The following is a 24007-nucleotide window of genomic DNA, read 5'->3' as shown; positions in this document are numbered from 1 at the left end:
CCGCGACGCCTTCGGGTGGCGCACGCGCAGGTCGGACGTGGACAAGGAGGTAGGCATGTCGGCAGTGCACGACACCGGCCCGGAGGCGACGGGACGGCACCGGGTGGTCCTGACGGGACTCGGAGTGGTCTCCAGCATCGGGCTGGGGGTGAAGGAGTTTCTCGGCGGGCTGCAGGAGGGCCGCAGCGGGGCCCGGCCCATCACCGTGTTCGACACCGAGGGTTTCGCCCACGCCAACGGCTGCGAGATCGTCGACTTCGAACCGATGGACTGGATCCGCACCCTGGACGCGGAACAGCTCGGCAGGGCCGCGCAGTTCTCGGCCGCCGCGGCCCGGATGGCCCTGGAGGACGCCGGTCTCGACGCCGCCGACCTGCGCGGCCGGCGGGGACTGATCTCCATCGGCACCACCGATGGCGAGTCCTACGACCTCGATCAGCTGGTCGAGGCCGAACTCGAGGGCGGACCGGAGACGTTCGACCCGATGGCGGCCGGGAGGATCCCCGCCGGGCGGCTCTCCGTCGCCATCGCCCAGGAGCTCGAACTGTCCGACGTCGAGGCCGTCACGGTTCCCACCGCCTGCGCCGCCGGGAACTACGCCATCGGCTACGGCTTCGACGCGGTGCGCTCCGGCGAGGCGGACTACGCGTTCTGCGGCGGCGCGGACGCCATGTGCCGCAAGACGTTCACCGGCTTCTACCGGCTGGGGACCATCGCGCCGGAGCACTGCCGGCCCTTCGACGCCGACCGCAAGGGGATCCTGACCGGCGAGGGCGCCGGGGTGCTCGTCCTGGAGCGGCTGGAGTCGGCCCTGGAGCGCGGCGCCACCATCTACGCCGAGGTGCTCGGATACGGCCTCAACTGCGACGCCCACCACCAGGTGGCGCCCAACCGGGCCAGCGTCGCCCGCTGCATGGAACTCGCCCTGGACAACGCGGGCGTGAAACCGTCCGAGGTGGACCTGATCTCCGCCCACGGGACGGGGACCAAGGCCAACGACATCACCGAGGCGGGCGCGATCCGCGAGGTGTTCGGCACCCCGCCGCGCACCGTCTCCATGAAGTCGATGCTCGGTCACAGCATGGGCGCGGCCAGCGCCCTGGGCGCCATCGGCTGCGCACTGGCCATCGCCCACCGGTTCATCCCCCCGACGATCAACCACGTCACCACGGACCCCGAGTGCGACGTGGACTGCGTGCCGAACCAGGCCGTCGAGGCCGACCTCAGGGTCGTCCAGAACAACGGGCTGGCCTTCGGCGGCAACAACGCCGTGGTCCTCCTGGGCCGCTACGACCGGCCCGTGGAGCCCGAGGAGGAGACATGCTGAGCCGTCCGATCATCGGCATGGGTGCCGTGGCCAGCACCGGCAGAGGTGTCGGCCCGCTCTTCGAGAACCTGTGCCGGGGAGTCACCGGCCGCGCCGAGCTGCGCGGGTTCGACCGCACCCGTTTCCGGGCGCAGCACGCCTACGAGGTGGACGACCGCCCCGCGGAGGGCGAGGACGTGCCCGCCCGCGCCACCGCGCTGCTCGTCGACGCGATCGCCCAGGCGGCGGCCGACGCGGGCCTGGGCGAGGACCTCTCCGGCATCCCGGTCCTCATCGGGACGGGACTGCGCGAGCTGCGCTCCCTGGAGCTGTGGTGGCGCGAGGGCGCCACCCTGGACGACACCGGCCTGCACTTCGGGACCGCGCTGCGCGAGCGGTTCGGCGCCGACGTGACGCACACCTTCTCCAACGCCTGTTCCGCCTCCCTGTACGCGCTGGCGCTCGGCTCGGACCTGCTGGCGGAGGAGGGCGACGACGCCCCCGACACGGTGATCGTCGCGGGTGTGGACGTGCTCACCGAGAGCATGTACGGCCTGCTGGAGCGGGTGCACCCGACGCCGCCGGACCGGGTGCGGCCCTTCGACCGGAACCGCACCGGCGTCCTCATGGGCGACGGCGCCGCCGCCGTCGTCCTCGGCCGGGAGGCCGGCCGCCGGCGGACGCACGCGCTGCTGCGCAGCGTCGCCGTCAACTGCGACGCCTTCCACGTCACCGCGCCCTCCCCGGAGGGCATCGCGAAGGCGATGCGCGGCGCGTACGACATGGCCGGCGTCAAGCCGGAGGACGTCGACCTGGTGATGCTGCACGGCACCGGGACGCTGCTCAACGACGAGGCCGAGGCGACGGCGCTGGCCGACGCGCTGGGCGACGCGGCGAGCGGTCCGCTGATGACGGCGATCAAGTCGATGACCGGCCACACCTCCGGCGCGTCCGGACTGATGGGCCTGGTCATGGGCGTCACCGCCCTCAAGGAGGGGCGGGTGCCGCCCACCGTCGGTCTGGAGCAGCCGGTCGAGGAGGCCTCGCGGTTCCGCTTCGTGACCGGTGAGGCCGCGTCCGCGTCGATGAACGTGGCGCAGCTCAACGCGTTCGGATTCGGCGGCATCAACGCCGTCGCCCTTGTGGAGGCCACCCCGTGAGTGTCGTCGTCAGCGGAGTCTCCGTCCTGCTCCCCGGGGCCGACAGCGCCAAGGCGCTGGCGGCCGGCCCCGAGCCCGGCGCCGGGCCGGTCGAACCGGCCGCCCTGGTGGGCAAGAAGGGCCTGCGCTACAAGGACCGGGCCACCCAGCTCGGCTACTGCCTGACCTCCGCGGCCCTGACCGACGCCGGCCTCCTCGGCGAGGACGGCACGGTGTCCGGCGGGGACGTCGGCGTGGTCGTCAGCTCCAACTACGGCAACCTGGACACGGTCGTCCGCGCGCTGGACACCCTGCGGGAGGGCACCGTCTCGGCGACCAGCCCGATGGACCTGCCGAACGCGTCGAGCAACGTCGTCGCCTCCTCGGCGGCCATCCGCTACGGCCTGCGCGGCCCCAACCTGATGGTGTGCAACGGCGCGACCTCCGGCCTGGACGCGGTCAACTGGGCCGCGACCATGATCACGGCGGGCCGCGTGGACCGGGTCCTCGTCATCGGCGTCGAGCCGGACAACGACGTCGTGCGCCGCCTCCTCGGCGGCGGGCACGCCGTCGACGGGGGCGCCGCCGTCGTCCTGGAGGACGCGGCGGCGGCCCGGGCCCGGGGCGCGAGGGTGCGCGCCGTGCTCGGCCGGTACGTCCGCGCGGCCGGTGTCGGGGCGGTCCTGGACCGGCTGGCCGCCTCCGGCGTGCCGGAGCCGGCCTGGTGGCACCTTCCCGACGCGGCTCCCGGGGGGATCGACGCCGGCCTGCTGCCCGGGGTGGAGCGGACCGCGCTGCCCGGGCACTGCGGCCGCGCTTCCGGCGCGCTCGGCGTGCTCCAGTGCGCGACGGCCGTCGGCCTGTTCGACGAGTGCGGCGAGGGGCCGGTGTTCGCGGTCTGCGGCACCGACGCCGACGACGCCTCGGCCGGCCTCGTGCTGCTGGAACCCCCGGCCCCGGAGACCCTCTGATGTCCGCGTCCGCGTCCGCGTCCGCGTCCATGTCCGACGGCCCCGGCACCGGGTCGGTGCGCCGGCGCACCGCCGCCACCGGCGGCCCCCGGCTGCTGCTGGTCCACGGACTGGCGGAGAACGACAGCGTCTGGGAGGCCTGCGCCGCGCTGCTGCCCCCCGAGTACGAGGTGTGGACGGCCCGGCTCCCCTGGAGCGCCGAGGGCGTGCCCGACTGGGGGACCGACGGTGATCTCGTCGGTCCCCTGGACCGGGCGCTGGCCGCGGTGCCCGGCGGCCCGCAGGTCGTGGTGGCGCACTCCATGTCGGCGGACGTCCTGCTGGACCTCGTCGACCGGGAGAGCCGGCGGGGCGGCGACGCCCTCGCCCGGCTCGGGATCCGCGGCCTGGTCCTGGTCTCGCCGTTCTACCGGCGCACCGCCGGGGAGTTCGACTGGGACACCATCAGCTACTACCTCAACGACTTCCACCTGATCATGGAGGAGGGCCTGCGGGTCCACTCCGGCGACCGGCTTCCCGCCGAACTGCGGGCGGCCATGGGGGAGCGGGTACGGGACCGGGTGGGCCCGTACGGCTGGCTGCGCTTCTTCGAGCTCTACCTGCGTACTCCGCAGCTCCAGACGGGCCGGGTCACCGTGCCCTGTCTGGTGCTGGGGGGCGAGAAGGACTTCGCGGCACCGCCCGGCGAGAGCGTGGCGCTGGCCGCCGCGCTGCCGGACGCGCGAGCACTCGTCCTCCCCGGCTGCGGGCACTTCCCGATGATCGAGGAAGCGGAACGCTTCGCCTCCGAGACCGTCGCGTTCGTCAACTCCCTCGGGACCGGCGCTCCGCAGCGTTTGCCCGTCCCCCACACAGCTCTGGAGCACCGTCCATGACCATCGTCACGGAGACCGCCGTCAAGGCGCTCCTCACCGAGACGACCTCCGTCCAGGTCCGCCCCCGCTACGAGGGCTCCAACATCTGCACCTGGATCGGTTTCAAGCACGTCAACTACATGGTCGAGGAAGCGGTCCTCGACCACTTCCGGCAGACCGCCCTCCCGGCCCGCGGCCTGTACGAGGAGCACGGCCTCGGCCTCGACATCGTCGGGATCGACACCCGCATCCTGCACGCCTTCCACATGGACGACGTCGCCACCGCCGAGGTCGTCCCGTCCACCAAGGACGCGGACGGCACGCTGGGCTTCAAGGTGACCGTGCACGTGGAGCGCGGCGGGGAGGTCGTGAAGGCCGTCACCTCCAAGGTGCGCGTGTCCCTGCGGATCGACACCTACCTCGACTCCGCGGGCGAGGTGCCCGGGCCGCTCGCCCGTTTCGCCGTCGACCGGCTCGGAGCCGGCCTGGAGGCCGCGCCGCTCACCCCGTTCACCTCCGAGGAGACGATCCTGGAGGAGCTGCTGGCGGGCAAGAACGCCTACGGCTGGAAGTGGAACATCCCGTACCCGTACTGCCACTTCACCGAGCGCCTCCAGATGTCCGGCTACCTGAGGCTGATGGAGGAGGGCAAGGACCGGTTCGTCGCGGACCGGGGCATCTCCATCAAGACGCTGCTGGACGACCGCCGGTGGATCCCCGTGGTGCCGCGGTCCGAGATCCGCATCCTCGACGAGGCGATGATGGAGGAGGACCTCTACACCACGTACGAGGTGGAGGAGGTCTTCAAGGACTTCACCTACACCACCCGGATGAACTGGTACGTCGTCCGCGACGGCGGCCTCCTCAAGACCGCCACGGGCACCATCGTGCACGGCTACGCGGTCATCAGGAACCGCCGCGACTGGAGCCTGGAGAACTTCGACCGGCACGTGCTGGACGCGCTCAACGGCACCGCACCGCAGCAGCCGTGAACGACGCCTGGGGCGGGAGCGGCACGAGGACGCCGCGGATCCTGCTGATCGAGAGCCACGGGCCGTGCGCCCCGGTGGACGCCGGCCTGCGGCGCGACGCCACGGCGCAGGCCCGGGCCGGCCACCCGGTGCTGATGTACCTGGTGGAGGACGGGTGCCTCCTCGCCCGGCCCGGGACCGACGAGGACCTGGACCGCTTCGAGGAGGCGGGCGGCCGCCTGGCCGTCGACCGCTTCTCCCTCGTGCAGCGGGGGATCGAACACCTCCCGCTGCGCCCCCGGGCGACGGTCTCCGGCATGGACGAACTGGCCGGCTGGATCACCGGCCCCGACGTACAGGCGGTGTGGCACTGACATGGCGCGCGGCATCCCCCCCACCGACGTACTGATCACCCTCATGGGCTCGCCGCACGAGTCCGAGCGTCTCACCACCGCGTTGCGCCTGGTCCAGGCACTGCTGGAACAGGACCGCGCCGTGCAGGTGTGGGCGTGCGGCTACGCCACCCTCCTCACCCAGAACCCGCTGGGCGAGGACAAACCACGCAACCTGGCGGACTGGAACGGCGTGTACCCGTCCACGGCCGCCCTGGTGAAGGACATGCTGGAGACGTTCCCGGGCCGGCTGTACTGGTACGGCTGCCGGTTCTGCAGCGACGACCGGGGCGCGGTGGACCACATGCCGCAGGTCGTCATGCGGCCCCCGTCCGGCTACGGCGCCAACGTGGCCGCGGCCGGCCGCACCCTCCAGGTGGGGGTCCTGTGACGGCCGGCGGGCGGACCGGGGAGGGGACCGCCGCGACGCGGCGCACCCTGGCCGTCGTGGAGAAGGGCTACCGCGGGGCCCTGGAGAAGCAGTTCTTCGACGCCCTGTACCTGGCGGTGGAGCTGAACCGTCAGCTCGGCGGGCTCGACGTGCTGCTGCGCGGACGGGCCGTCACCTACGGCGTGCGGGCCGAACCGGTCCCCGCGCTGCGGATCGGCAGCCGCACCGTGGACACCCTCACCGACCCCCGGCGGGACCTGCGCACCCTCATGGACGCCGGGGTCCGGGTCCACGCCGAGGAGTCCGGCCTGGCGGCCCACGGTCTGTCCGCGGACCGGCTGCTGGACGGGGTGCTGCCGGTCCCCGACGGGAGCATGGCCCTGCGCTGGCCCGAGTACCGAATGGTCTGTTACCTGTGAACCGAAGGGAAGCGTGGCGGACATGACCACCACCGCAACGGGCGCCGGGCGCCCTGTCATCACCGCGTGGTCCGCGGTGTCGCCGTTCGGCATCGGCCGGACCGCGTTCGCCGAGGGGGTGCGCGAGCGGCGCCCCACCGTCTCCGTGCTCCCCGGCTCCGGGCCCGCCGGGCCCCGGGACGACGCCTGCGTGGTCCCGGACTTCGAGGTCCGCGCGGTGCTCGGCAAGAAGGGCACCCGGTCCATGGACCGGGTCACCGGACTGGCCGTCACCGCCGTCGGGGCGCTGCTCGACGACACCGAACGCAGCCGGGCCGTCGGCACCGGCGAGGGCGCCGCACTGGCCCTGGGCACCACCACCGGCAGCGCCCAGAGCATGATGGACTTCACGCGGGACTCCCTCACCGGTGAGCAGCCGTTCTTCGTCGACCCGGCGCGCTTCCCCAACACCGTGATGAACTGCGCGGCCGGCCAGAGCGCCATCTGGTACCAGCTGAAAGGCCCCAACACGACGATCGCGGGCGGCCGGGCGGCGGGGCTGCACGCCCTGAACTACTCCCGCCGGCTGCTGGCCGCGGGCCGCGCCCAGACCGTGCTGTGCGGCGCGGCCGAGGAGTACTCCACCGCCCGCGCCTGGCTCGAGCACCACTCGGGTGACGGTGCGCCGGGCGCGCCGCTCGGCGAGGGCTGTGCCGTGCTCCTCGTCGAACCCGCGGCCGGCGAGGACGCCGGGCAGCCGGTGCTGGCCGAGATCCTGGCCGTCGAACTGGGCGTCGTGCTCCGCGACGACGTGGCCGGCAGCCTCACGGCCTGCCTGCGCGGCGCCCTGCGCCGGTCCGGCGTCGACCTCGCGGAGATCGCCGTCTTCGCCCGCTCCGGCGCGCCCGGGGCGGAGGGCGACGCCGAGACCGCGGTCGTCGGCGAGCTGCTGGCCGGCGTGGACGCGGCCGACCTCACCCAGGTCGCGCTGATCGGCGACACCGGCGCCGCCTCCGCCGCCTTCCAGACCGCCGCCCTGCTGGCCCACGCGGAGGACGACCGCGCCGTGGCCGGGAAGGTCGGCCTCGTCACCTCCGTCGACCGGACCGGGACCGTCGGCTGCGCCCTGCTCCGGCTGCGCTGACCGCCGTCCGCCCCGCCCGGGGAACCGCCGAGGGAACCGCCGGCGGAAGCGAAGGGCGAAACGCCCGCGGAACCGAAGAACGAAACGCCGAACGAAACGCCGAGAGAGGTACCACCGTGCTGGACACCGTGCTGGACAAGGAAGAACTGCGCTCGGTCATCGCGCAGGTGCTGGACGTCGACGCCGCCGAGATCACCGACGACGTCAGGTTCGTCGACGACCTGGAGGTCGACTCCCTCCTGGCCCTGGAGATCGTGGTCGTCCTGGAGAAGAAGTACGGCATCAAGCTGCCGGAGTCCGAGCTGCGGCGGATCGTCACCCTGCAGAGCGCCTACGACCTGCTGACCGGAAAGCTGCGGGCCGCCTGATGGACGTCCTCGCCGAGCCGCGTCCGGGCACCCCGGTGCCCGGCGCGCCCCGGTCCGCCGGAGCGCTCTCGGGGAGCGTCGGGGTCCTGCCCTCGGACGAGGACGGGCGCACCTCCACCCGGTTCACCGTGTCCGCCGACGAGACGGTGCTCCCGGGCCACTACCCGGGCTTCCCGATCTTCCCCGGCGTGTGCCTCGTCGAGTACGTGCACCTGAGCGTCCTCGCCACGGCACCCGCCGGGGAGCCCGGGCCCGAGCTGGTGGCCGTGGAGAGCACCCGGTTCACCGGGCCCGTGTACCCGGGCGACGAGCTGACCGCGGTCATCGACTGGAAGCCGGTGGACGGCGGGGCGTGGCAGTGCCGGGCGAAGGTCCGCTCCGGCCGGGGCGACGCCGCGTCGGTGCGCCTGCGCTACCGCCGTACGACGGAAGGAGCGCCGGCGTGAACGGGCAGACGGAGATCCGCGGCAGGCTGCCGCACCGCTACCCCATGCTGCTGGTGGACCGGGTCACCCGGGTGGAGCCCGGCCGCTCGCTGACCGCCCTCAAGGCGGTCACCTGCAACGAGCCCTGGTACGCGGACCTGGGCCCGGACACCCCCGAGGAGGGTTTCGGCTATCCGAGATCGCTGATGGTGGAGTCCTGGTGCCAGTCCGCGGGCCTGCTGGCCACCTGGGACGCGCCCAACCCCGACGTGCTGACCGGGCAGGTCATGCTGTTCGGCGGCATGACCGGGGTCGAGTTCCACCGCACCGTCCTGCCCGGCGACGTCATGGAGCACCGTGTGCTCGCCGGACGCCGGGTGGACGACACCGTGATGTTCGAGGGCGAGAGCCTGGTGGACGGCGAGACGGTGATGACCGTCGGCCGGATCGTCATGGCCTTCCGTCCGGCGGACGTCCTGAGACCCGAAGCGAGCTGAGCGAAGATCATGCAGGACAACACTTCCCGGGTGGCGCTCGTCACCGGTGGTTCACGTGGGATCGGACGGGCGTGCGTACTGGCCCTCGCCCGCGACGGCTTCGACGTCGCCTTCTGCTACCGCGCCGACGACGAGGCGGCCCGACGGGTGGAGAAGGAGGCCGCGGAGGCCGGCGTCCGGGTCATGTCGCGGCGGACGGACGTCGCCGACGGCCCGGCCGTGCGCGCCTTCGTCGAGGAGGCCGAGGCCACGCTCGGTCCCGTCGACGCGGCGGTCACCGCCGCCGGCATCACCCGCGACAACCCGCTGGTGCTGATGGACGACGACCAGTGGCACCAGGTCGTGGGCACCAACCTCGACGGCGTCTACCACCTGTGCCGCGCGGTCGTCTTCTCCATGATGAAGCGCCGCACCGGCGCGATCGTCAACATCTCCTCGGTGGCCGGGGTGTACGGCCACGCCAGCCAGAGCAACTACTCCGCCTCGAAGGCCGGCATCATCGGCTTCTCCCGGTCGCTGGCCAAGGAGGTCGGCCGCTCCGGGATCCGCGTCAACGCCGTCGCCCCCGGCTTCATCGACACCGACATGGTCGCCGCGATGAACGACAAGGCGCGCAAGGACATCACCCGCACGATCCCGCTGCGCCGCATGGGCCGTGCCGAGGAGGTGGGCGACCTCGTCGCGTACCTGGTGTCGGACCGGGCCGCGTACGTCACCGGTTCCGTCCTGCAGATCGACGGCGGCATCACCATCTGACCCCCCGTACCCCCTGCACCCCCTGCACCCCCTGCACCCCCCTGCACTCCCGCAGCACCTGATCACCGGACGGCCCGGAGGACCCGGCCGTCCGTCCCCCTGCCGGTCCGTGACCGGCGGCAGCACTCGGCAAGTTTGGAGACGGTGATGGCACGACGGAGGCCGCGCTGGTACTTCTCGTTCCGCAGCCCCTATTCGTGGATGGCGTACCGGGACCTGATGGCCCACCACCGGGACGTCGCGGAACGCATCGACTGGCTGCCCTTCTGGGAGCCGGACGAAGAGGCCGGCCGCCACCTGGAACAGGCCGGCATCAGTCTCCCGTACGTGGCGATGTCGCGGGAGAAGCACCTGTACATCCTCCAGGACGTGCGGCGGCTCGCCCGCGACCGCGGCCTGGAGATGGTGTGGCCGGTCGACCGCCGCCCCCGGTGGGAGGTGTCGCACCTGGCGTACCTGGTGGCCGAGGAACTCGGCCACGGACCGGAGTTCATCGAGGCGGTCTACCGCGCCCGGTGGGAGGAGGGCCAGGACATCTCCGACCCGGCCGTCATCGCACACGTCGCCGAGCGGCTCGGTCTGGACCCGGTGCGCCTGTCCACCGCGCACCGGGATCCCGCCGTCCGCGAGCACGGTCTCGGAGCCCTCAACTCGCTCTCGCGCGACGGCGTCTTCGGGGTCCCGTTCTTCATCGACGGCTACGAGAAGTTCTGGGGCGTGGACCGGCTGCCCGGCTTCGTCGCCTCGGTCCGCTCCCGCACCGCCTGAACCGGCCGCGCGGCCCCGTCCCCGTCCCCCGTCCCCGCTCACACCCCCGATCCGCCCACCCTCGGCACCGAAGGAGCCCGACATGGCGACCAACCCGTTCGAAGACGACAACGCGAGCTACTACGTCCTGGTCAACGAGGAGAACCAGCACTCGCTGTGGCCCGCGTTCGCCGAAGTGCCCGCCGGCTGGACCGTGGTGTTCGGCGAGGACGGCCGGCAGGCGTGCCTCGACCACATCACCGAGAACTGGACCGACATGCGGCCCAAGAGCCTTGCGATGGCCATGGACGCCTGACGAGGGCATCGCAAGGGGGGCGCGGCCGGTATCCCCGGCCGGACGCGCCCCCGCGCAGGGGGCCCGGTGGGCTGGTGCGAAGCCCACCGGGCCCCCTCCCCTGTCCGGGGACACCCGCTCCCCTTCCCGGGGACACCCGCTCGGCCCGTGCGGGACACCGGCTCCGCTGTCCGGGACACCCGCTCAGCCCGTGCGGGACACCCGCTCAGCCCGTCACCGCCGTGCGGCAAAGGGCTTTCCGGTGGCAGCTTGATGCAGCCGCCATTGTCCGTCTTCCGGAGCCGATGCCACAGTGCTCGGAATTGACCAACATCGGCCATGTCCGGTCGCGGAATTCAACCGCCGGGATACCTGCCGCACACACACTGCGCAATCCCTGCCCAGGCGATCCGCTAGAGGTGGAAGAGAATCATGCTCGCTGGTGACGGAGTACCGCTTACGTCCGCGCAGTCGGGAATCTGGTTCGCCCAGCAACTCGACGCGTCGAATCCGATCTACAACGCCGGTGAATACCTGGAAATTCACGGCTCCGTGGATGTCGCGGTATTCGAGGCCGCCCTGCGGCAGGTTGTGGCCGAGGCGGAGAACCTGCGCGTCACCTTCGCCGAGACCGCCGACGGACCCCGCCAGTACGTCGACCCGGATCCCGAGTGGCGGCTGCGGGTCGTCGACGTGAGCGGCGAGGCCGACCCGCGGGAGGCCGCCGAGGCGTGGATGCGCGCGGACCTGGCTCGGCCCCAGGACCCCTCGACCGGGCCGCTGTTCCTCTTCGTCCTCTTCCGGGCCGCGGACGACCGCTGGTTCTGGCTGCACCGCTACCACCACCTGCTCGTCGACGGGTTCACCGTGGCACTCGTCGCCCGGCGCGTCGCCGAGGTCTACACCGCCCTGCTGGACGGCGCGACGAGCGAGAACCCCTTCGGTTCCCTGGACGACCTCGTGGCCCTGGACGCCGCCTACCGCGCCTCGGACACCTTCGACGCCGACCGCGCCTGGTGGGCGGAGAGACTGGCCGGCCGGCCCGAGCCCGTCAGCCTCTCCCCCAAGGAGCCCACGGCCGCCCGCGGCCTGCTGCGCCGCACCGCGTACCTGGACGCCGGGGCGACCGGGCGGCTCCGGGACGCGGCCCGCGACGCGGGAGTGCCGTGGCCCTGCATGATGACCGCCGCCGTCTCCGTCTACCTGCACCGGCTCACCGGTGCGCCGGAGGTCGTGCTCGGCCTCCCCGTCACCACCCGGCTGGGCGGGGCCGCCCGCGGCCTGCCCGGCATGGTCTCCAACGTCCTGCCGCTGCGGGTCGAGGTGAGCGCGGCCGACACGCTCCCCCGGCTGCTGGAGCGGGTCTCCCGCGAGATGCGCGGCGTGATGAGGCACCAGCGCTACCGCTACGAGGACCTGCGCCGCGATCTCCACCTGCTGGGCGGCGCCGAGCGCCTGACCGGCCCCCAGGTCAACATCATGATGTTCGACTACGCCCTCACCTTCGGCGGGCACCGGGCGACGGTCCACAACCTCTGCATCGGCCCCGCCGACGACCTGTCGGTCATCGTCTACGACCGCACCGACGGCCAGGGCCTGCAGATCGACTTCGACGCGAACCCGGAGCTCTACACCGCGCGCGAACTCGCCTCCCACCTGGAGCGCTTCACCGGGTTCCTGGCCGGACTGGCCGAGACCCCGGCCGACCGGCCCCTCGGCGCCCTCGACGTGGCCACCCCGGCGGAGCGCGACGCCGTCCTGACCGCCGGTGCCGGTGCCGGTGCGGGTGCGGTGGCGGACGGGGCCGGCACGGACGGGCCGTCGCTGGCGGAGCTGTTCGAGGCGCGCGCCGCGGACACACCGGACGCCACCGCCGTGGTGTGCGGCGACCGGACGGTCTCCTACCGCGAGCTGAACGCCTCGGCGAACCGGCTGGCCCGCCGGCTGGTCGCGGACGGCGCCGGACCCGGCCGGTTCGTCGGGCTCGCCCTGCCCCGGTCCGTCGAACTCGTCACCGCCCTGCTGGCCGTCGTCAAGTCCGGCGCCGCCTACGTGCCCATGGACCCGGACTACCCCACCGACCGCCTGGCGCACATGGTCGCCGACTCCTCCCCCGCCCTCGTCGTCACCACCACCGGCACGGACCTCGCGGGCGTCGGCACCGCCGGCGCCGGCGTCCTCCTCCTCGACGCCCCCCGCACCCTGTCGGACCTGGCCGCCCTGCCCGGCGGCGACCTCACCGACGCCGAGCGCGGCGGCCCGCTCCACGCCGGCTCCGCCGCCTACGTCATCTACACCTCCGGCTCCACCGGCCGCCCCAAGGGCGTCGTCGTCCCCCACCGCAACGTCGTGCGCCTCTTCACCGCGACCGACCACTGGTTCGGCTTCGGACCCGACGACGTGTGGACCCTCTTCCACAGCTACGCCTTCGACTTCTCCGTGTGGGAGATCTGGGGGCCGCTGCTGCACGGCGGGCGCCTCGTGGTCGTGCCCTTCGAGGTGTCCCGCTCCCCGGAGGACTTCCTGGCCCTGCTGGCCGCCGAGAAGGTGACGGTCCTCAACCAGACGCCGTCCGCCTTCTACCAGCTGATGCGGGTCGAGGGCGAACACCCGGACCTGGGCGCGCGGTTGTCCCTGCGCTACGTCGTCTTCGGCGGCGAGGCGCTCGACCTGTGGCGGCTGGACGAGTGGTACGACCGCCACCCCGACACCGCCCCCCGCCTGGTCAACATGTACGGCATCACCGAGACCACCGTCCACGTCACCCACCGCGCCCTGGACCGGCTGACCGCCAAGTCCGCCGCGGGCAGCCTCATCGGCCGGGGCATCCCCGACCTCGGGGTGCGGGTGCTGGACTCCGCCCTGCGGCCCGCCGCGCCGGGTGTCACCGGTGAGATGTACGTGGCGGGCGCGGGCCTGGCCGACGGCTACCTCGGCCGGCACGCCCTGACCGCCGAGCGCTTCGTCGCCGACCCCTACGGCCCGCCCGGGACCCGCATGTACCGCACCGGCGACCTGGCGCGCTGGGACCACGACGGTGAGCTGGAGTACCTCGGCCGCGCCGACCACCAGGTCAAGATCCGCGGCTTCCGCATCGAACTCGGCGAGATCGAGGCCTGCCTCGAGTCCCACCGGGACGTCGCCCGGGCGGCCGTCGTCGTGCGCGAGGACCGGCCCGGCGACCGCAGGCTGGTGGGCTACGCCGTCCCGGCCGACGGCCGGGACGGCGACCAGGCCGCGCTCCGGGACCACCTGGCCGCGCTGCTGCCCGACTACATGGTGCCGTCGGCGTTCGTCACGCTCGACGCCCTGCCGCTGACCGCCAACGGCAAGCTCGACCGCAAGGCGCTGCCCGCCCCCGTGGCGGCCGCCCCCACCGCCGGCCGTGCTCCGGCCACCCCGGCGGAGGAGACGCTCTGCGCCGTCTTCGCCGAGGCGCTGGGGGTCCCCGCCGTCGGCCCGGACGACAACTTCTTCGACCTGGGCGGCGACTCGATCGTCTCCCTCCGGATGATCGCCCTCGCCCGCCGTGCCGGACTGCGGCTGACCACCCGCGACGTCTTCACGCACCGCACCCCGGCCGCCCTGGCGGCGGTCGCGGCCGTCGCGGCGACCGGTCCGGCGGCCGCCGGACCGGTACGGGACGAGCCCGTCGGTCCGCTCGACGCCACCCCGGTCGTCCGCTGGCTCGCCGGCCGCGGCGGCAGCATGGACCGCTACCACCAGTCCACCCTCGTCCAGGTCCCCGCCGGTCTGCGGCAGGAGCACCTCACCGCGGCCCTGGGGGCGCTGCTGGAGCGCCACGACGCCCTGCGGACGCGTGCCGTGGCCACCGGCGACGGCGGCTGGACCCTCGAGGTGGCCCCGGCGGGCCCGGTCGGGGCCCGGGAGGCCCTGCGGCGCGTCGGCGTCCCCGACCCGGCCGCCGGTCCCTCGCCGGAGCTGCTCGACGAGGAGGCCGGCACGGCCGTCGCCGAACTCGCCCCGTACGACGGCGTGATGCTGCGGGCGGTGTGGTTCGACGCCGGGGACCAGGCGCCCGGCCGGCTGCTGCTGGTCGCCCACCACCTCGTGGTCGACGGCGTCTCCTGGCACATCCTGCTGTCCGACCTCGCGGAGGCGTGGCAGGCCGCCGCCGCCGGACACGCCCCCGTCCTCCCCCCGTACGGCACCTCGTTCCGGACCTGGGCCCGCGAGCTGCGGCAGCTGGCCCACCGCCCCGAGCGGGTGGCCGAGGCCGAGCTGTGGCAGCACCTCGCCTCCGGGCCGGACCCGCTGCTGGGCGGCCGCGCCGTGGACCCGGCGCGGGACACGGCGGCGACGGTCCGCTCGCTGACGGTGTCGCTGCCGGCCGCGGAGACGTCGGCGCTGCTGGGCGAGGTGGCGCGGGTGTTCCGCGCCCGTGCGCACGAGGTGCTGCTGACGGGGCTCGCGCTGGCGCTGCCCAGGTGGCGCCGGGCGCGCGGCGTGGACACCGCCGAGGTGCTCCTGGACGTGGAGGGGCACGGCCGGGAGGACGTGCTCGACGGCGTGGACGTGTCGCGGACGGTGGGCTGGTTCACCAGCCTGTTCCCGGTCCGGCTGAACGCCGGCGGCGAGGACGCCGGGGACGCGCTGCGGCGCGTCAAGGAGCAGCTGCGGGCGGTGCCGGACAACGGCATCGGCTTCGGCCTGCTGCGTCATCTGCACCCGGTGGCGGGGGCCGCGCTCGCCGGCCTGCCGACCCCGCAGATCGGCTTCAACTACCTCGGCCGCGTCGGGAACGCGACGGGCGGCGACTGGAGCCCGGTGGCCGGGGAGCGCGCGCTGACCGGCGCCGACGACCCGTCGATGTCGGTGGCCCACACCGTCGACCTCAACGCGTACACCCAGGAGACCGCCCAGGGGCCGGTGCTCACAGCCGTGTGGAACTGGGCCGGCGGCCTGCTCGCCGAGGCCGAGGTGGGCGCCCTGGCCGACCTGTGGTTCCAGGCGCTGCGGGAGCTCGTGGATGCTTCCTCGCACCCCGGCGCGGGCGGTTTCACCCCCTCCGACGTGCCGCTGGTGCGGCTCACCCAGGAGCAGATCCTCGGCATCGAGGCCGCGCACCCGGCGACCGCGGACATCCTCCCGGTGACGCCGCTCCAGCAGGGGCTGCTCTTCCACACCCTGTTCGACGAGGGCGGTCCGGACGTCTACACCGTCCAGTTCCTCTACGACCTGGAGGGCCGGCTGGACGCCGCGGCCCTGCGGGGCGCGGCCGAGGAGATGCTGCGCCGCCACCCCGGTCTGCGCGCGGCCTTCCGGCTGGACGGGCTGGACCACGCCGTCCAGGTGATCCCCGAGTCGGTGGAACTGCCCTGGGCGGAGCGGGACCTGCGGCACCTGGACGCGACCGAGCGGCAGACCGTCCTGGACCGGATGCTGCAGGAGGACCGCGCCGGCCGCTTCGACCTGGCGGCCCCTCCGCTGATGCGCTTCCTGCTGGTCACGCTCGCCGACGACCGGCACCGGCTGGTCTTCACCCACCACCACGTCCTGCTCGACGGCTGGTCCATGCCGCTGTTCGTCCGGGAGCTCCTCGACCTCTACGCGGGCCGCACCCCGGACCGCACCCCGCCCTACCGGGACTACCTCGGCTGGCTGACCGGGCAGGACGCGTCCGCCACGGCGAGCGTGTGGCGCGAAGCGCTCCGGGGGCTCGAGGAGCCCACCCTCCTCGCCCCCGCGGTCCCCGACCGCCGGCCGGTCATGCCCGACCAGTTGCTGACCGACCTGCCCGCCGAGCTGACCGCCCGGCTCCTGGAGACCTCGCGCGAGCACGGCCTGACCCTCAACACCCTGCTCCAGGGCGCCTGGTCCGTGGTGCTGAGCCGGCTGACCGGGCGCGACGACGTCGTCTTCGGCGGCACGGTCTCCGGCCGGCCGCCGCAGGTCCCCGGTGTGGAGTCGATGGTCGGCCTGTTCATCAACACCCTGCCGGTGCGGGTGCGGATCGTGCCCGGGGAGAGCGCCGTGGCGTTCCTGACCCGGCTGCAGGACGAGCAGACCCGGCTGATGGAGCACCAGCACCTCGGTCTCGCCGACGTCCAGCGGATCGTGGGGATCGGCGAGCTCTTCGACACCATCACCGTGCTGGAGAACTACCCGCTGGACCCGGCACTGCTGCGGGTGCCCGGCCTCGCCGTCACCGGCATCGACGGCCGGGACGCCACGCACTACCCGCTGAGCCTCGCCGTGATGCCCGGCGAGCGGCTGCACCTGCGGATCAACTACCGGCCCGACCTGTTCGACGCCGACGCCGTCCGGCACCTGGCGGGCCGCTTCCAGGCGGTCCTGGAGTTCTGGGCGGACCGTCCGCTGGAGCCGGTGGGCCGGATCGACGTCCTGCCCGCGGCCGAGTACGAGCACCTGGTCCGCGGTGTCAACGCCACCGCGCGCGACGTCCCGTACGCCACCTTCCCGCAGCTGTTCGCCGAGCAGGTCGCCGCCGCCCCCGACGCCCCGGCCGTGCGCTTCGGCGACCGGGTGATGACGTACGGGGAGCTGGACGAACGCACCGACCGGCTCGCGGCCGTGCTGGCCGGACGCGGCGTCGGCCCCGAGCAGATCGTGGCCGTCGCGGTGCCGCGCTCGGCGGAGCTCGTCGTGTGCGTGCTCGCCGTCCTCAAGGCGGGCGCCGCCTACCTGCCGGTCGACCTCGCCTATCCGGCCGACCGCGTCGCCTACATGCTGGAGGACTCCCGGCCCACGCTGGTCGTGACCACGTCGGCGGTGGCGGACGCGGTCCCCGGTGACGTGCCGCGGCTCCTCGTGGACCGCGCGGACGACCTCGCCGGTCCCGTCGCGCCCGTCGTCCCGGCGGACGTCGCGAGCCCCGCGTACGTGATCTACACCTCCGGTTCCACCGGCCGCCCGAAGGGCGTGGTGGTCTCCCACTCCGGCGTGTCGAGCCTGGTCGCCGCCCACGTCGAGCGCTTCGAGGTCGGACGGGGCTGCCGGGTGCTGCAGTTCGCCTCGCCGTCGTTCGACGCCGCGTTCTGGGAGCTGACGATGGCGCTGCTGTCCGGGGCCGCCCTGGTCGTGGGCACCGCGGAGGAACTCACCCCCGGCCCGGCCCTGGCGGAGTTCACCGCCCGGCACCGGGTCACCCACGCGACGCTGCCGCCGGTGGTCCTCGGGGCCGCCTCCCCCGGCGACCTCTCCTCGGTCTCGACGCTGGTCGTCGCGGGCGAGGCCACCGCCGGCGAGACCGTCGAACGCTGGTCGGCCGGCCGCCGGATGGTCAACGCCTACGGCCCGACCGAGGCCACGGTCTGCGCGACGATGAGCGCCCCCCTCGCCGGCGGCGGACTGCCGCCCATCGGCGGTCCCGTCGTCAACGCCCGGGTGTACGTCCTGGACTCCCACCTGCGTCCGGTGCCGTCCGGCGTCGCGGGCGAGCTGTACATCGCCGGGGCCGGTCTGGCCCGCGGGTACCTGGGCCGCCCGGACCTGACGGCCGACCGCTTCGTGGCCGACCCGTTCGGCGCGCCGGGCACCCGGATGTACCGCTCGGGCGACGTCGTGCGCTGGAACCACGACGACCAGCTCGAGTTCCTCGGCCGGGTCGACCACCAGGTGAAGGTGCGCGGTTTCCGGATCGAGCTGGGCGAGATCGAGTCCGTGCTCACCGCCCTGCCGCAGGTCGCCCAGGCCGTCGTCGTGGTGCGCGAGGAGCCCGGCGGCCCCCGCAGGCTGGTGGGCTACGCGGTGCCGGCCGAGGGTGCGGCGGCCGACCCCGCGGAGCTGCGCTCCGCGGTCGCCCACGAGCTCCCCGACCACATGGTGCCCTCCGCCGTCGTCGTGCTGGACGCGCTGCCGCTGACCCCGAACGGCAAGCTGGACCGTGCGGCGCTGCCCGTCCCCGGGACGGCCGCCGACACCGGCCGCGCCGCCGCCACGGAGCGGGAGCGGATCCTGTGCGAGCTGTTCGCCCAGGTGCTCGGCCTGCCCGCGGTGGGAGCCGAGAAGAGCTTCTTCGACCTGGGCGGCGACTCCATCGTCTCCATCCAGCTCGTCTCCCGGGCCCGGGCCCGCGGCCTCGTCATCACGCCGCGCGAGGTCTTCGTCCACCGCACCGCCGCCGCCCTGGCGGTCGTCGCCCGTGCCACCGGGGGCGACGCCCCGGAGGAGGACGCCCCGGAGAACGCGGACGACGGCATCGGCCCGCTGCCGCTCACCCCGATCATGCACTGGCTGCGCACCAGGCCCGGCGGCACCGACGCCTTCAGCCAGTCCGTCCTGGTGCGGACCCCGGCGGGCGCGACGGAGCAGGACCTCGCCGCCGCCCTCCAGGCCGTGCTGGACCGGCACGACATGCTGCGGGTGCGGCTGACCCGCCGCGGACCGCTCTGGGCGCTGGCCGTGGGCGACCGCGGCAGCGTCACGGCCGCGTCCGTGCTCTCCCGCGTCCCCGCGGACGGTGCGGACGGTACGAGCGGTGCCGACGACGACGGCACGGCGGGCGAGGTGTTCCGGAAGCTCGTCGCCGAGCACGCGGCGCGCAGCCGCGCCGCGCTGGCGCCCGAGGACGGCGCCGTGGTCCGGGCCGTCTGGTTCGACGCCGGTCCGGACACGGCGGGCCGGCTGCTGCTGACCGTGCACCACCTGGCCGTCGACGGGGTGTCCTGGCGGATCCTGCTGCCCGACCTGTCGGCCGCCTGGGACGCCGTCCGCGCGCGGCGCGCCCCGCGTCTCCCGGCCGTCGGCACCTCCTACCGCCGCTGGGCCGAGCAGCTCACCGCCCTCGCCCAGGAACCGGAGCGGCTCGACGAGCTCGGGTTCTGGACCGACATGCTCGCCGTACCCGACGCGCCGCTCGGCGACCGGCCGCTCGACGCCCGCCGGGACACCGTCGCCACCGCCCGCAGCCTCTCGCTGACCCTCCCCCCGCAGGCCACGGCGCCGCTGCTCACCAGCGTGCCCGCCGACTTCCGCACCGGTGTCGGCGAGGTCCTGCTGGCCGGTCTCACCCTCGCCGTCACCGAGTGGCGCCGCCGCCGCGGCCACGACACGGCCGCGGGAGTCCTGATCGACCTGGAGGGCCACGGCCGCGACGAGTCGCTGACCGGCGCGGACCTCTCCCGCACCGTCGGCTGGTTCACCGGTCTGCATCCCGTGCGCCTGGAGGCGGACGGCCGGCAGGACCCCGCGGAGACCGTCAAGCGGGTCAAGGAGCGGCTGCTGGCCGTCCCCGGCAGCGGTGTCGGTCACGGGCTGCTGAGCCACCTCAACCCGCAGACGGCGATGCTGCTGCACGGCCTGGCGGCTCCGCAGATCGGCTTCAACTACCTGGGCCGCTTCGGCGCCCTGGGCGACGGGGACTGGGCCCCGGCGGGCGACGCCGGGGTGATCGGCGGCGGCGCCGACGACGACATGGCCATGCCCCACGCCCTGGAGATCAACGCCGTCTCCCAGGACGGCCCCGAGGGGCCGCGCCTGGTGGCCACCTGGACCTGGGCCGGCGAGGTCCTGGAGGAGGCCGCGGTCCGCGAGCTGGCCGAGCTGTGGTTCGAGAAGCTGCGGCTCCTCGCCGCCCCGGCGGGCCCGGCCGGACCGGCCGGTGGCCTCACCCCCTCCGACCTGCCGCTCGTCTCCCTGGAACAGCACCACATCGACCTGCTGGAGGCCGGCCGGCCCGGCCTCGTGGACGTCCTGCCGCTGGCCCCGCTCCAGGAGGGCCTGCTCTTCCACAGCCTGCTGGACGACCGGTCCCCGGACGTGTACAACGTCCAGCTCCACCTGGACCTCGCCGGTCCCCTGGACGTCGCGGCGCTGCGCTCCGCGGCCGCCGGGCTCCTGGTCCGGCACCCGAACCTGCGGGTCTGCTTCCGCGAGGACGGGCTGCCGCACGCCGTGCAGCTCGTGCCGGACTCGGTGGAACTGCCCTGGAACGACGTCGACCTCGGCCACCTCGACGAGGCGCGGCGCGCCGGCGAGCTGAGCCGGGTGATGGAGGCGGACCGGACCGCACGGTTCGACGTGACCACCGCGCCGCTGGTCCGCTTCACCCTCGTCCGGCTCGGCGCCGAGCGCCACCGGCTCCTCCTCACCAACCACCACATCCTGCTCGACGGCTGGTCCATGCCGATCCTGCTCGAGGAGCTGTTCGCGCTCTACGAGACCCGCGGGGACGCCTCGGCGCTGCCCCCGGCCCCGGCCTTCTCCGACTACCTGGCGTGGCGGGCCGGACTGGACGACGGGCCGGCGACCCGCGCCTGGCACACCGCGCTGGACGGCCTGGAGGGTCCCACCCTGCTGGCGCCCGGGTCCGCCGACGCCACCGTGACGCCCGGCCGGGTCTCCCGGCGGCTCTCCGAGGAGTCGACGGCCGCGCTGGCGGCCTTCGCCCGCGGGCACGGCTTCACCCTCAACACCCTGGTCCAGGGCGTGTGGGCGCTGACGCTCGCCGGGCTCACCGGCCGGCAGGACGTGGTGTTCGGCGCCACGGTCTCCGGTCGTCCCCCGGAGGTCCCCGGCATCGAGTCGATGGCCGGTCTGTTCATCAACACCCTGCCCGTCCGGGTCCGGCTGCGTCACGACGAGACCGTCGCGGAGCTGCTCACCCGTCTGCAGGCGGAGCAGCTGGAGCTGATGGACCACCAGTACCTCGGCCTGTCCGAGATCCAGCGCCTCTCCGGTCACGGCGAACTCTTCGACACGCTGGCGGTGCTGGAGAACTACCCCCTGGACCCGGAGCGGCTGCGGGCCCCCGGGGCGCTGGACGTCACCCACATCGACGGCCGCGACGCCACCCACTACCCGGTGACGTTCGTCGTCCTGCCGGGTGACCGGCTGGAGTTCCGCCTCAACCACCGGCCGGAGCTGCTGCCGGCGGACCGGGCCGAGGCCATGGCCGACCGGCTGGCGGACCTGCTGGCCCGGGTCACCGCCGAACCGGACCTCCCGGTCGGCCGGCTGGAGCACACCACCGAGGCCGAGCGGGAGCGCGTCCTGCGCACCTGGAACGGAGCACGCCGCGCGATCGAGCCGCGGACGTTCCCGGCGCTGTTCGAGGCGCGGGCCGCCCGCACCCCGGACGCCCCGGCGGTCGTCTCCGACGAGGGCTCGCTGTCGTACGCGGAGCTGAACGAGCGGGCCAACCGGCTCGCCCACCACCTCGTCGGACACGGCGTCGGCCCGGAGAAGATCGTCGCCCTGCTGCTGCCGCGCTCGGTGGACATCGTCGTCGCGCAGCTCGCGGTGACGAAGGCGGGCGCCGCCTATCTGCCGGTCGACCCGGACTACCCGGCCGACCGGATCGCCTACATGATCGACGACGCCCGGCCGTCCCTGCTGCTCACCGTCCACGCGCACGCCGACCGCGTACCGGACGCGGCGGCCGCCGGCCGGGTCGTCCCGGACCGGCTGGTCCTGGACCGGCTGGACCTGAGCGCCGAGCCGGCGACGGACCTCGTGGACGCGGACCGGCGGTCCGCGCTGACCGTGGCCCACCCGGCCTACGTCATCTACACCTCCGGCTCCACGGGCCGTCCGAAGGGCGTGGTGGTCTCCCACCAGGGCCTCGCGGCCTTCGCCACGGTGGAGGCGGAACGGTTCGCGGTCGGCCCGGACAGCCGGGTGCTGCAGTTCTCCTCGCCCAGCTTCGACGCCTCCGTGCTCGAACTGTGCATGAGCCTGCCCTGGGGCGCGGCGCTGGTGATTCCGCCGCCGGGCCCGCTCGCCGACGAGGCGCTCGGCCGGGTCCTCGCGGAGCGCGCCGTCACCCACGCGCTGATCCCGCCGGCCGCCTTGGCCACGGTTCCGGTGACGGACCTGCCGGACTTCCGGACCCTGGTCGTGGGCGGCGACGCCACCGACGCCGCCCTCGTGGACCGCTGGGCCCCCGGCCGCCGCATGGTCAACGCCTACGGACCCACCGAATCCACCGTCGTCGCCACCCTCAGCGAACCCCTCACCGCCGGCACCGGCACGGCACCGCCCATCGGCGCCCCGATCGACAACACGCGGGTGTACGTGCTGGACGCGGCGTTGCGCCCGGTCGCCCCGGGTGTGGCGGGAGAGCTCTACCTCGCGGGCGAGCAGCTGGCCCGCGGCTACCTGAACCGCCCGGCACTGACCGCCGAACGCTTCACCGCCTGCCCCTACGGCGACGCGGGCGGCCGCATGTACCGCACCGGCGACCTGGTGCGCTGGAACCCCGACGGAGCCCTGGAGTACCTCGGCCGCGCCGACGACCAGGTCAAGCTCCGCGGCTTCCGCATCGAGCTCGGCGAGATCGAGACCGCGCTCACGGCCTGCGAGGGTGTCGCCCAGGCGGCCGTCGTGGTCCGCGAGGACCGCCCCGGCGACAAGCGCCTCGTCGCCTACACCGTCCCCGGCATCGGACGCGACAGCGCTCCCGCCGCCGCCCCCGCACCGGACGCCGGTGCGCTGCGTGCGGCGCTCTCCGCCGCACTGCCCGCCCACATGGTGCCGTCGGCCTTCGTCACGCTCGACGCCCTGCCGCTCACCCCCAACGGCAAGCTCGACCGCAAGGCCCTGCCCGCGCCCGAGGAGGCGGTCGGCGGCGCCGGCCGCGCCCCGCGCACCCCGCGCGAGGAGATCCTCTGCGCGCTGTTCGCCGACGCCCTCGGCGTGCCGGAGGTCGGTCCCGACGACAGCTTCTTCGAACTGGGCGGGCATTCGCTACTCGCCACCCGTCTCACCGGCCGCATCCGGGTGGCGCTGGGCGCCGAACTCCAGGTGCGCGCCCTCTTCGAGGCTCCGACCCCGGCCGGTCTCGCCGCCCTCCTGGACGGCGGGACCGTGACCCGGCGGCCGCTCGGGCTCATGCACCGGCCCGAGGAGCTCCCGCTCTCGTACGCGCAGCAGCGGCTGTGGTTCCTGGGCCGTTTCGAGGGCCCGGGGGCGACCTACAACATCCCGCTGGCGCTGCGGCTCACCGGCCCGGTGGACGCCGCCGCGCTGGACGCGGCCCTGCACGACGTGGTCGGCCGCCACGAGGTGCTGCGCACCGTCTTCCCCGACGTCGACGGCGTACCGCACCAGCGCGTCCTCGACGCGGACGGCACGCGGGTCGAGTGGACGGTCGTCGAGGTGGACGCGGACGGGCCCGGACCGGACGCGCTCCTGGCCGAGCGGGTACGGCGCAGCTTCGACCTCGCACGGGACCTGCCGCTGCGGGCGACGCTGCTGCGGACCGGTGAGCAGGAGCACGTGCTGCTGCTGGTGCTGCACCACATCGCCGCCGACGGCTCCTCCCTGGCCCCGTTGACGCGTGACCTGTCGGCGGCCTATGCGGCGCGGTGCCGGGGCGAGGAACCGGCCTGGCACGAACTCCCCGTCCAGTACGCCGACTACGCCCTGTGG

General features: G+C 74.2%; 16 protein-coding genes. All 16 read left to right on the top strand.

Features of this window, described 5'->3' with window-relative positions; all coding sequences use genetic code 11:
* Positions 1-55: 55 nt before the first annotated feature.
* Positions 56-1327 (top strand): beta-ketoacyl-[acyl-carrier-protein] synthase family protein, encoded by a 1272-nt coding sequence (locus ACF09K_RS27235; RefSeq protein ID WP_392247587.1) that lies wholly within the window; start codon positions 56-58, stop codon positions 1325-1327.
* Positions 1321-2466: a beta-ketoacyl synthase N-terminal-like domain-containing protein gene (locus ACF09K_RS27230; RefSeq protein ID WP_392247586.1), complete on the top strand. Its 1146-nt coding sequence runs from the start codon at positions 1321-1323 to the stop codon at positions 2464-2466. The genes ACF09K_RS27235 and ACF09K_RS27230 overlap by 7 nt, the downstream gene beginning before the upstream one ends.
* The gene (locus tag ACF09K_RS27225; protein WP_392247584.1) at positions 2463-3416 is read left to right on the top strand and encodes a beta-ketoacyl synthase N-terminal-like domain-containing protein; all 954 of its coding nucleotides are present in this window, start codon (positions 2463-2465) and stop codon (positions 3414-3416) included. The genes ACF09K_RS27230 and ACF09K_RS27225 overlap by 4 nt, the downstream gene beginning before the upstream one ends.
* Positions 3416-4291 (top strand): alpha/beta fold hydrolase, encoded by an 876-nt coding sequence (locus ACF09K_RS27220; RefSeq protein ID WP_392247583.1) that lies wholly within the window; start codon positions 3416-3418, stop codon positions 4289-4291. The genes ACF09K_RS27225 and ACF09K_RS27220 overlap by 1 nt, the downstream gene beginning before the upstream one ends.
* On the top strand, positions 4288-5262 hold the full coding sequence (locus tag ACF09K_RS27215) for a hypothetical protein (protein WP_392247581.1): 975 nt from the start codon (positions 4288-4290) through the stop codon (positions 5260-5262). Before ACF09K_RS27220 ends, ACF09K_RS27215 begins: the two co-directional genes overlap by 4 nt.
* Positions 5259-5615 carry a hypothetical protein gene (locus tag ACF09K_RS27210; RefSeq protein ID WP_392247580.1) on the top strand — a complete coding sequence of 119 codons (357 nt, stop codon included), beginning with the start codon at positions 5259-5261 and terminating at the stop codon, positions 5613-5615. Before ACF09K_RS27215 ends, ACF09K_RS27210 begins: the two co-directional genes overlap by 4 nt.
* Position 5616: 1 nt before the next feature.
* Positions 5617-6024, top strand: coding sequence for a hypothetical protein (locus tag ACF09K_RS27205; protein ID WP_392247578.1), 408 nt, complete (start codon positions 5617-5619; stop codon positions 6022-6024).
* On the top strand, positions 6021-6443 hold the full coding sequence (locus ACF09K_RS27200) for a hypothetical protein (protein WP_392247577.1): 423 nt from the start codon (positions 6021-6023) through the stop codon (positions 6441-6443). Before ACF09K_RS27205 ends, ACF09K_RS27200 begins: the two co-directional genes overlap by 4 nt.
* A 22-nt stretch (positions 6444-6465) precedes the next feature.
* A complete protein-coding gene (locus tag ACF09K_RS27195) occupies positions 6466-7566 on the top strand; it encodes a beta-ketoacyl synthase N-terminal-like domain-containing protein (RefSeq protein ID WP_392247576.1) in 1101 nt (366 codons plus the stop codon).
* Positions 7567-7694: 128 nt separating this feature from the next.
* On the top strand, positions 7695-7934 hold the full coding sequence (locus ACF09K_RS27190) for an acyl carrier protein (protein WP_392247807.1): 240 nt from the start codon (positions 7695-7697) through the stop codon (positions 7932-7934).
* Entirely contained in the window at positions 7934-8380 is a 447-nt protein-coding gene (locus ACF09K_RS27185; protein WP_392247575.1) for a 3-hydroxyacyl-ACP dehydratase FabZ family protein, read from the top strand. The genes ACF09K_RS27190 and ACF09K_RS27185 overlap by 1 nt, the downstream gene beginning before the upstream one ends.
* Positions 8377-8856, top strand: coding sequence for a 3-hydroxyacyl-ACP dehydratase FabZ family protein (locus tag ACF09K_RS27180; RefSeq protein WP_392247573.1), 480 nt, complete (start codon positions 8377-8379; stop codon positions 8854-8856). The genes ACF09K_RS27185 and ACF09K_RS27180 overlap by 4 nt, the downstream gene beginning before the upstream one ends.
* Before the next feature lie 9 nt (positions 8857-8865).
* Positions 8866-9612, top strand: coding sequence for a 3-oxoacyl-[acyl-carrier-protein] reductase (gene fabG / locus ACF09K_RS27175; protein ID WP_392247571.1), 747 nt, complete (start codon positions 8866-8868; stop codon positions 9610-9612).
* Between the two features lie 147 nt (positions 9613-9759).
* Positions 9760-10380, top strand: coding sequence for a 2-hydroxychromene-2-carboxylate isomerase (locus tag ACF09K_RS27170; protein ID WP_392247569.1), 621 nt, complete (start codon positions 9760-9762; stop codon positions 10378-10380).
* A gap of 82 nt (positions 10381-10462) precedes the next feature.
* Positions 10463-10675 carry an MbtH family protein gene (locus tag ACF09K_RS27165; RefSeq protein WP_392247568.1) on the top strand — a complete coding sequence of 71 codons (213 nt, stop codon included), beginning with the start codon at positions 10463-10465 and terminating at the stop codon, positions 10673-10675.
* A gap of 411 nt (positions 10676-11086) precedes the next feature.
* Positions 11087-24007: amino acid adenylation domain-containing protein (locus ACF09K_RS27160; RefSeq protein WP_392247566.1), on the top strand; the 12921-nt coding region annotated here is incomplete at its 3' end.

Origin of the sequence: Streptomyces sp. NPDC014882 (assembly GCF_043081325.1) — a bacterium.
Classification (GTDB): domain Bacteria; phylum Actinomycetota; class Actinomycetes; order Streptomycetales; family Streptomycetaceae; genus Streptomyces.
This window is presented reverse-complemented; position numbering and strand designations above follow the sequence as displayed.

Excerpts from the sequence above, each read along its gene's own strand:
- ACF09K_RS27215 (WP_392247581.1), top strand. The coding sequence starts at position 4,288 with ATGACCATCGTCACGGAGACCGCCGTCAAGGCGCTCCTCACCGAGACG.
- ACF09K_RS27185 (WP_392247575.1), top strand. The coding sequence starts at position 7,934 with ATGGACGTCCTCGCCGAGCCGCGTCCGGGCACCCCGGTGCCCGGCGCG.
- ACF09K_RS27230 (WP_392247586.1), top strand. The coding sequence starts at position 1,321 with ATGCTGAGCCGTCCGATCATCGGCATGGGTGCCGTGGCCAGCACCGGC.
- fabG (WP_392247571.1), top strand. The coding sequence starts at position 8,866 with ATGCAGGACAACACTTCCCGGGTGGCGCTCGTCACCGGTGGTTCACGT.
- ACF09K_RS27170 (WP_392247569.1), top strand. The coding sequence starts at position 9,760 with ATGGCACGACGGAGGCCGCGCTGGTACTTCTCGTTCCGCAGCCCCTAT.
- ACF09K_RS27220 (WP_392247583.1), top strand. The coding sequence starts at position 3,416 with ATGTCCGCGTCCGCGTCCGCGTCCGCGTCCATGTCCGACGGCCCCGGC.
- ACF09K_RS27165 (WP_392247568.1), top strand. The coding sequence starts at position 10,463 with ATGGCGACCAACCCGTTCGAAGACGACAACGCGAGCTACTACGTCCTG.
- ACF09K_RS27235 (WP_392247587.1), top strand. The coding sequence starts at position 56 with ATGTCGGCAGTGCACGACACCGGCCCGGAGGCGACGGGACGGCACCGG.
- ACF09K_RS27205 (WP_392247578.1), top strand. The coding sequence starts at position 5,617 with ATGGCGCGCGGCATCCCCCCCACCGACGTACTGATCACCCTCATGGGC.
- ACF09K_RS27195 (WP_392247576.1), top strand. The coding sequence starts at position 6,466 with ATGACCACCACCGCAACGGGCGCCGGGCGCCCTGTCATCACCGCGTGG.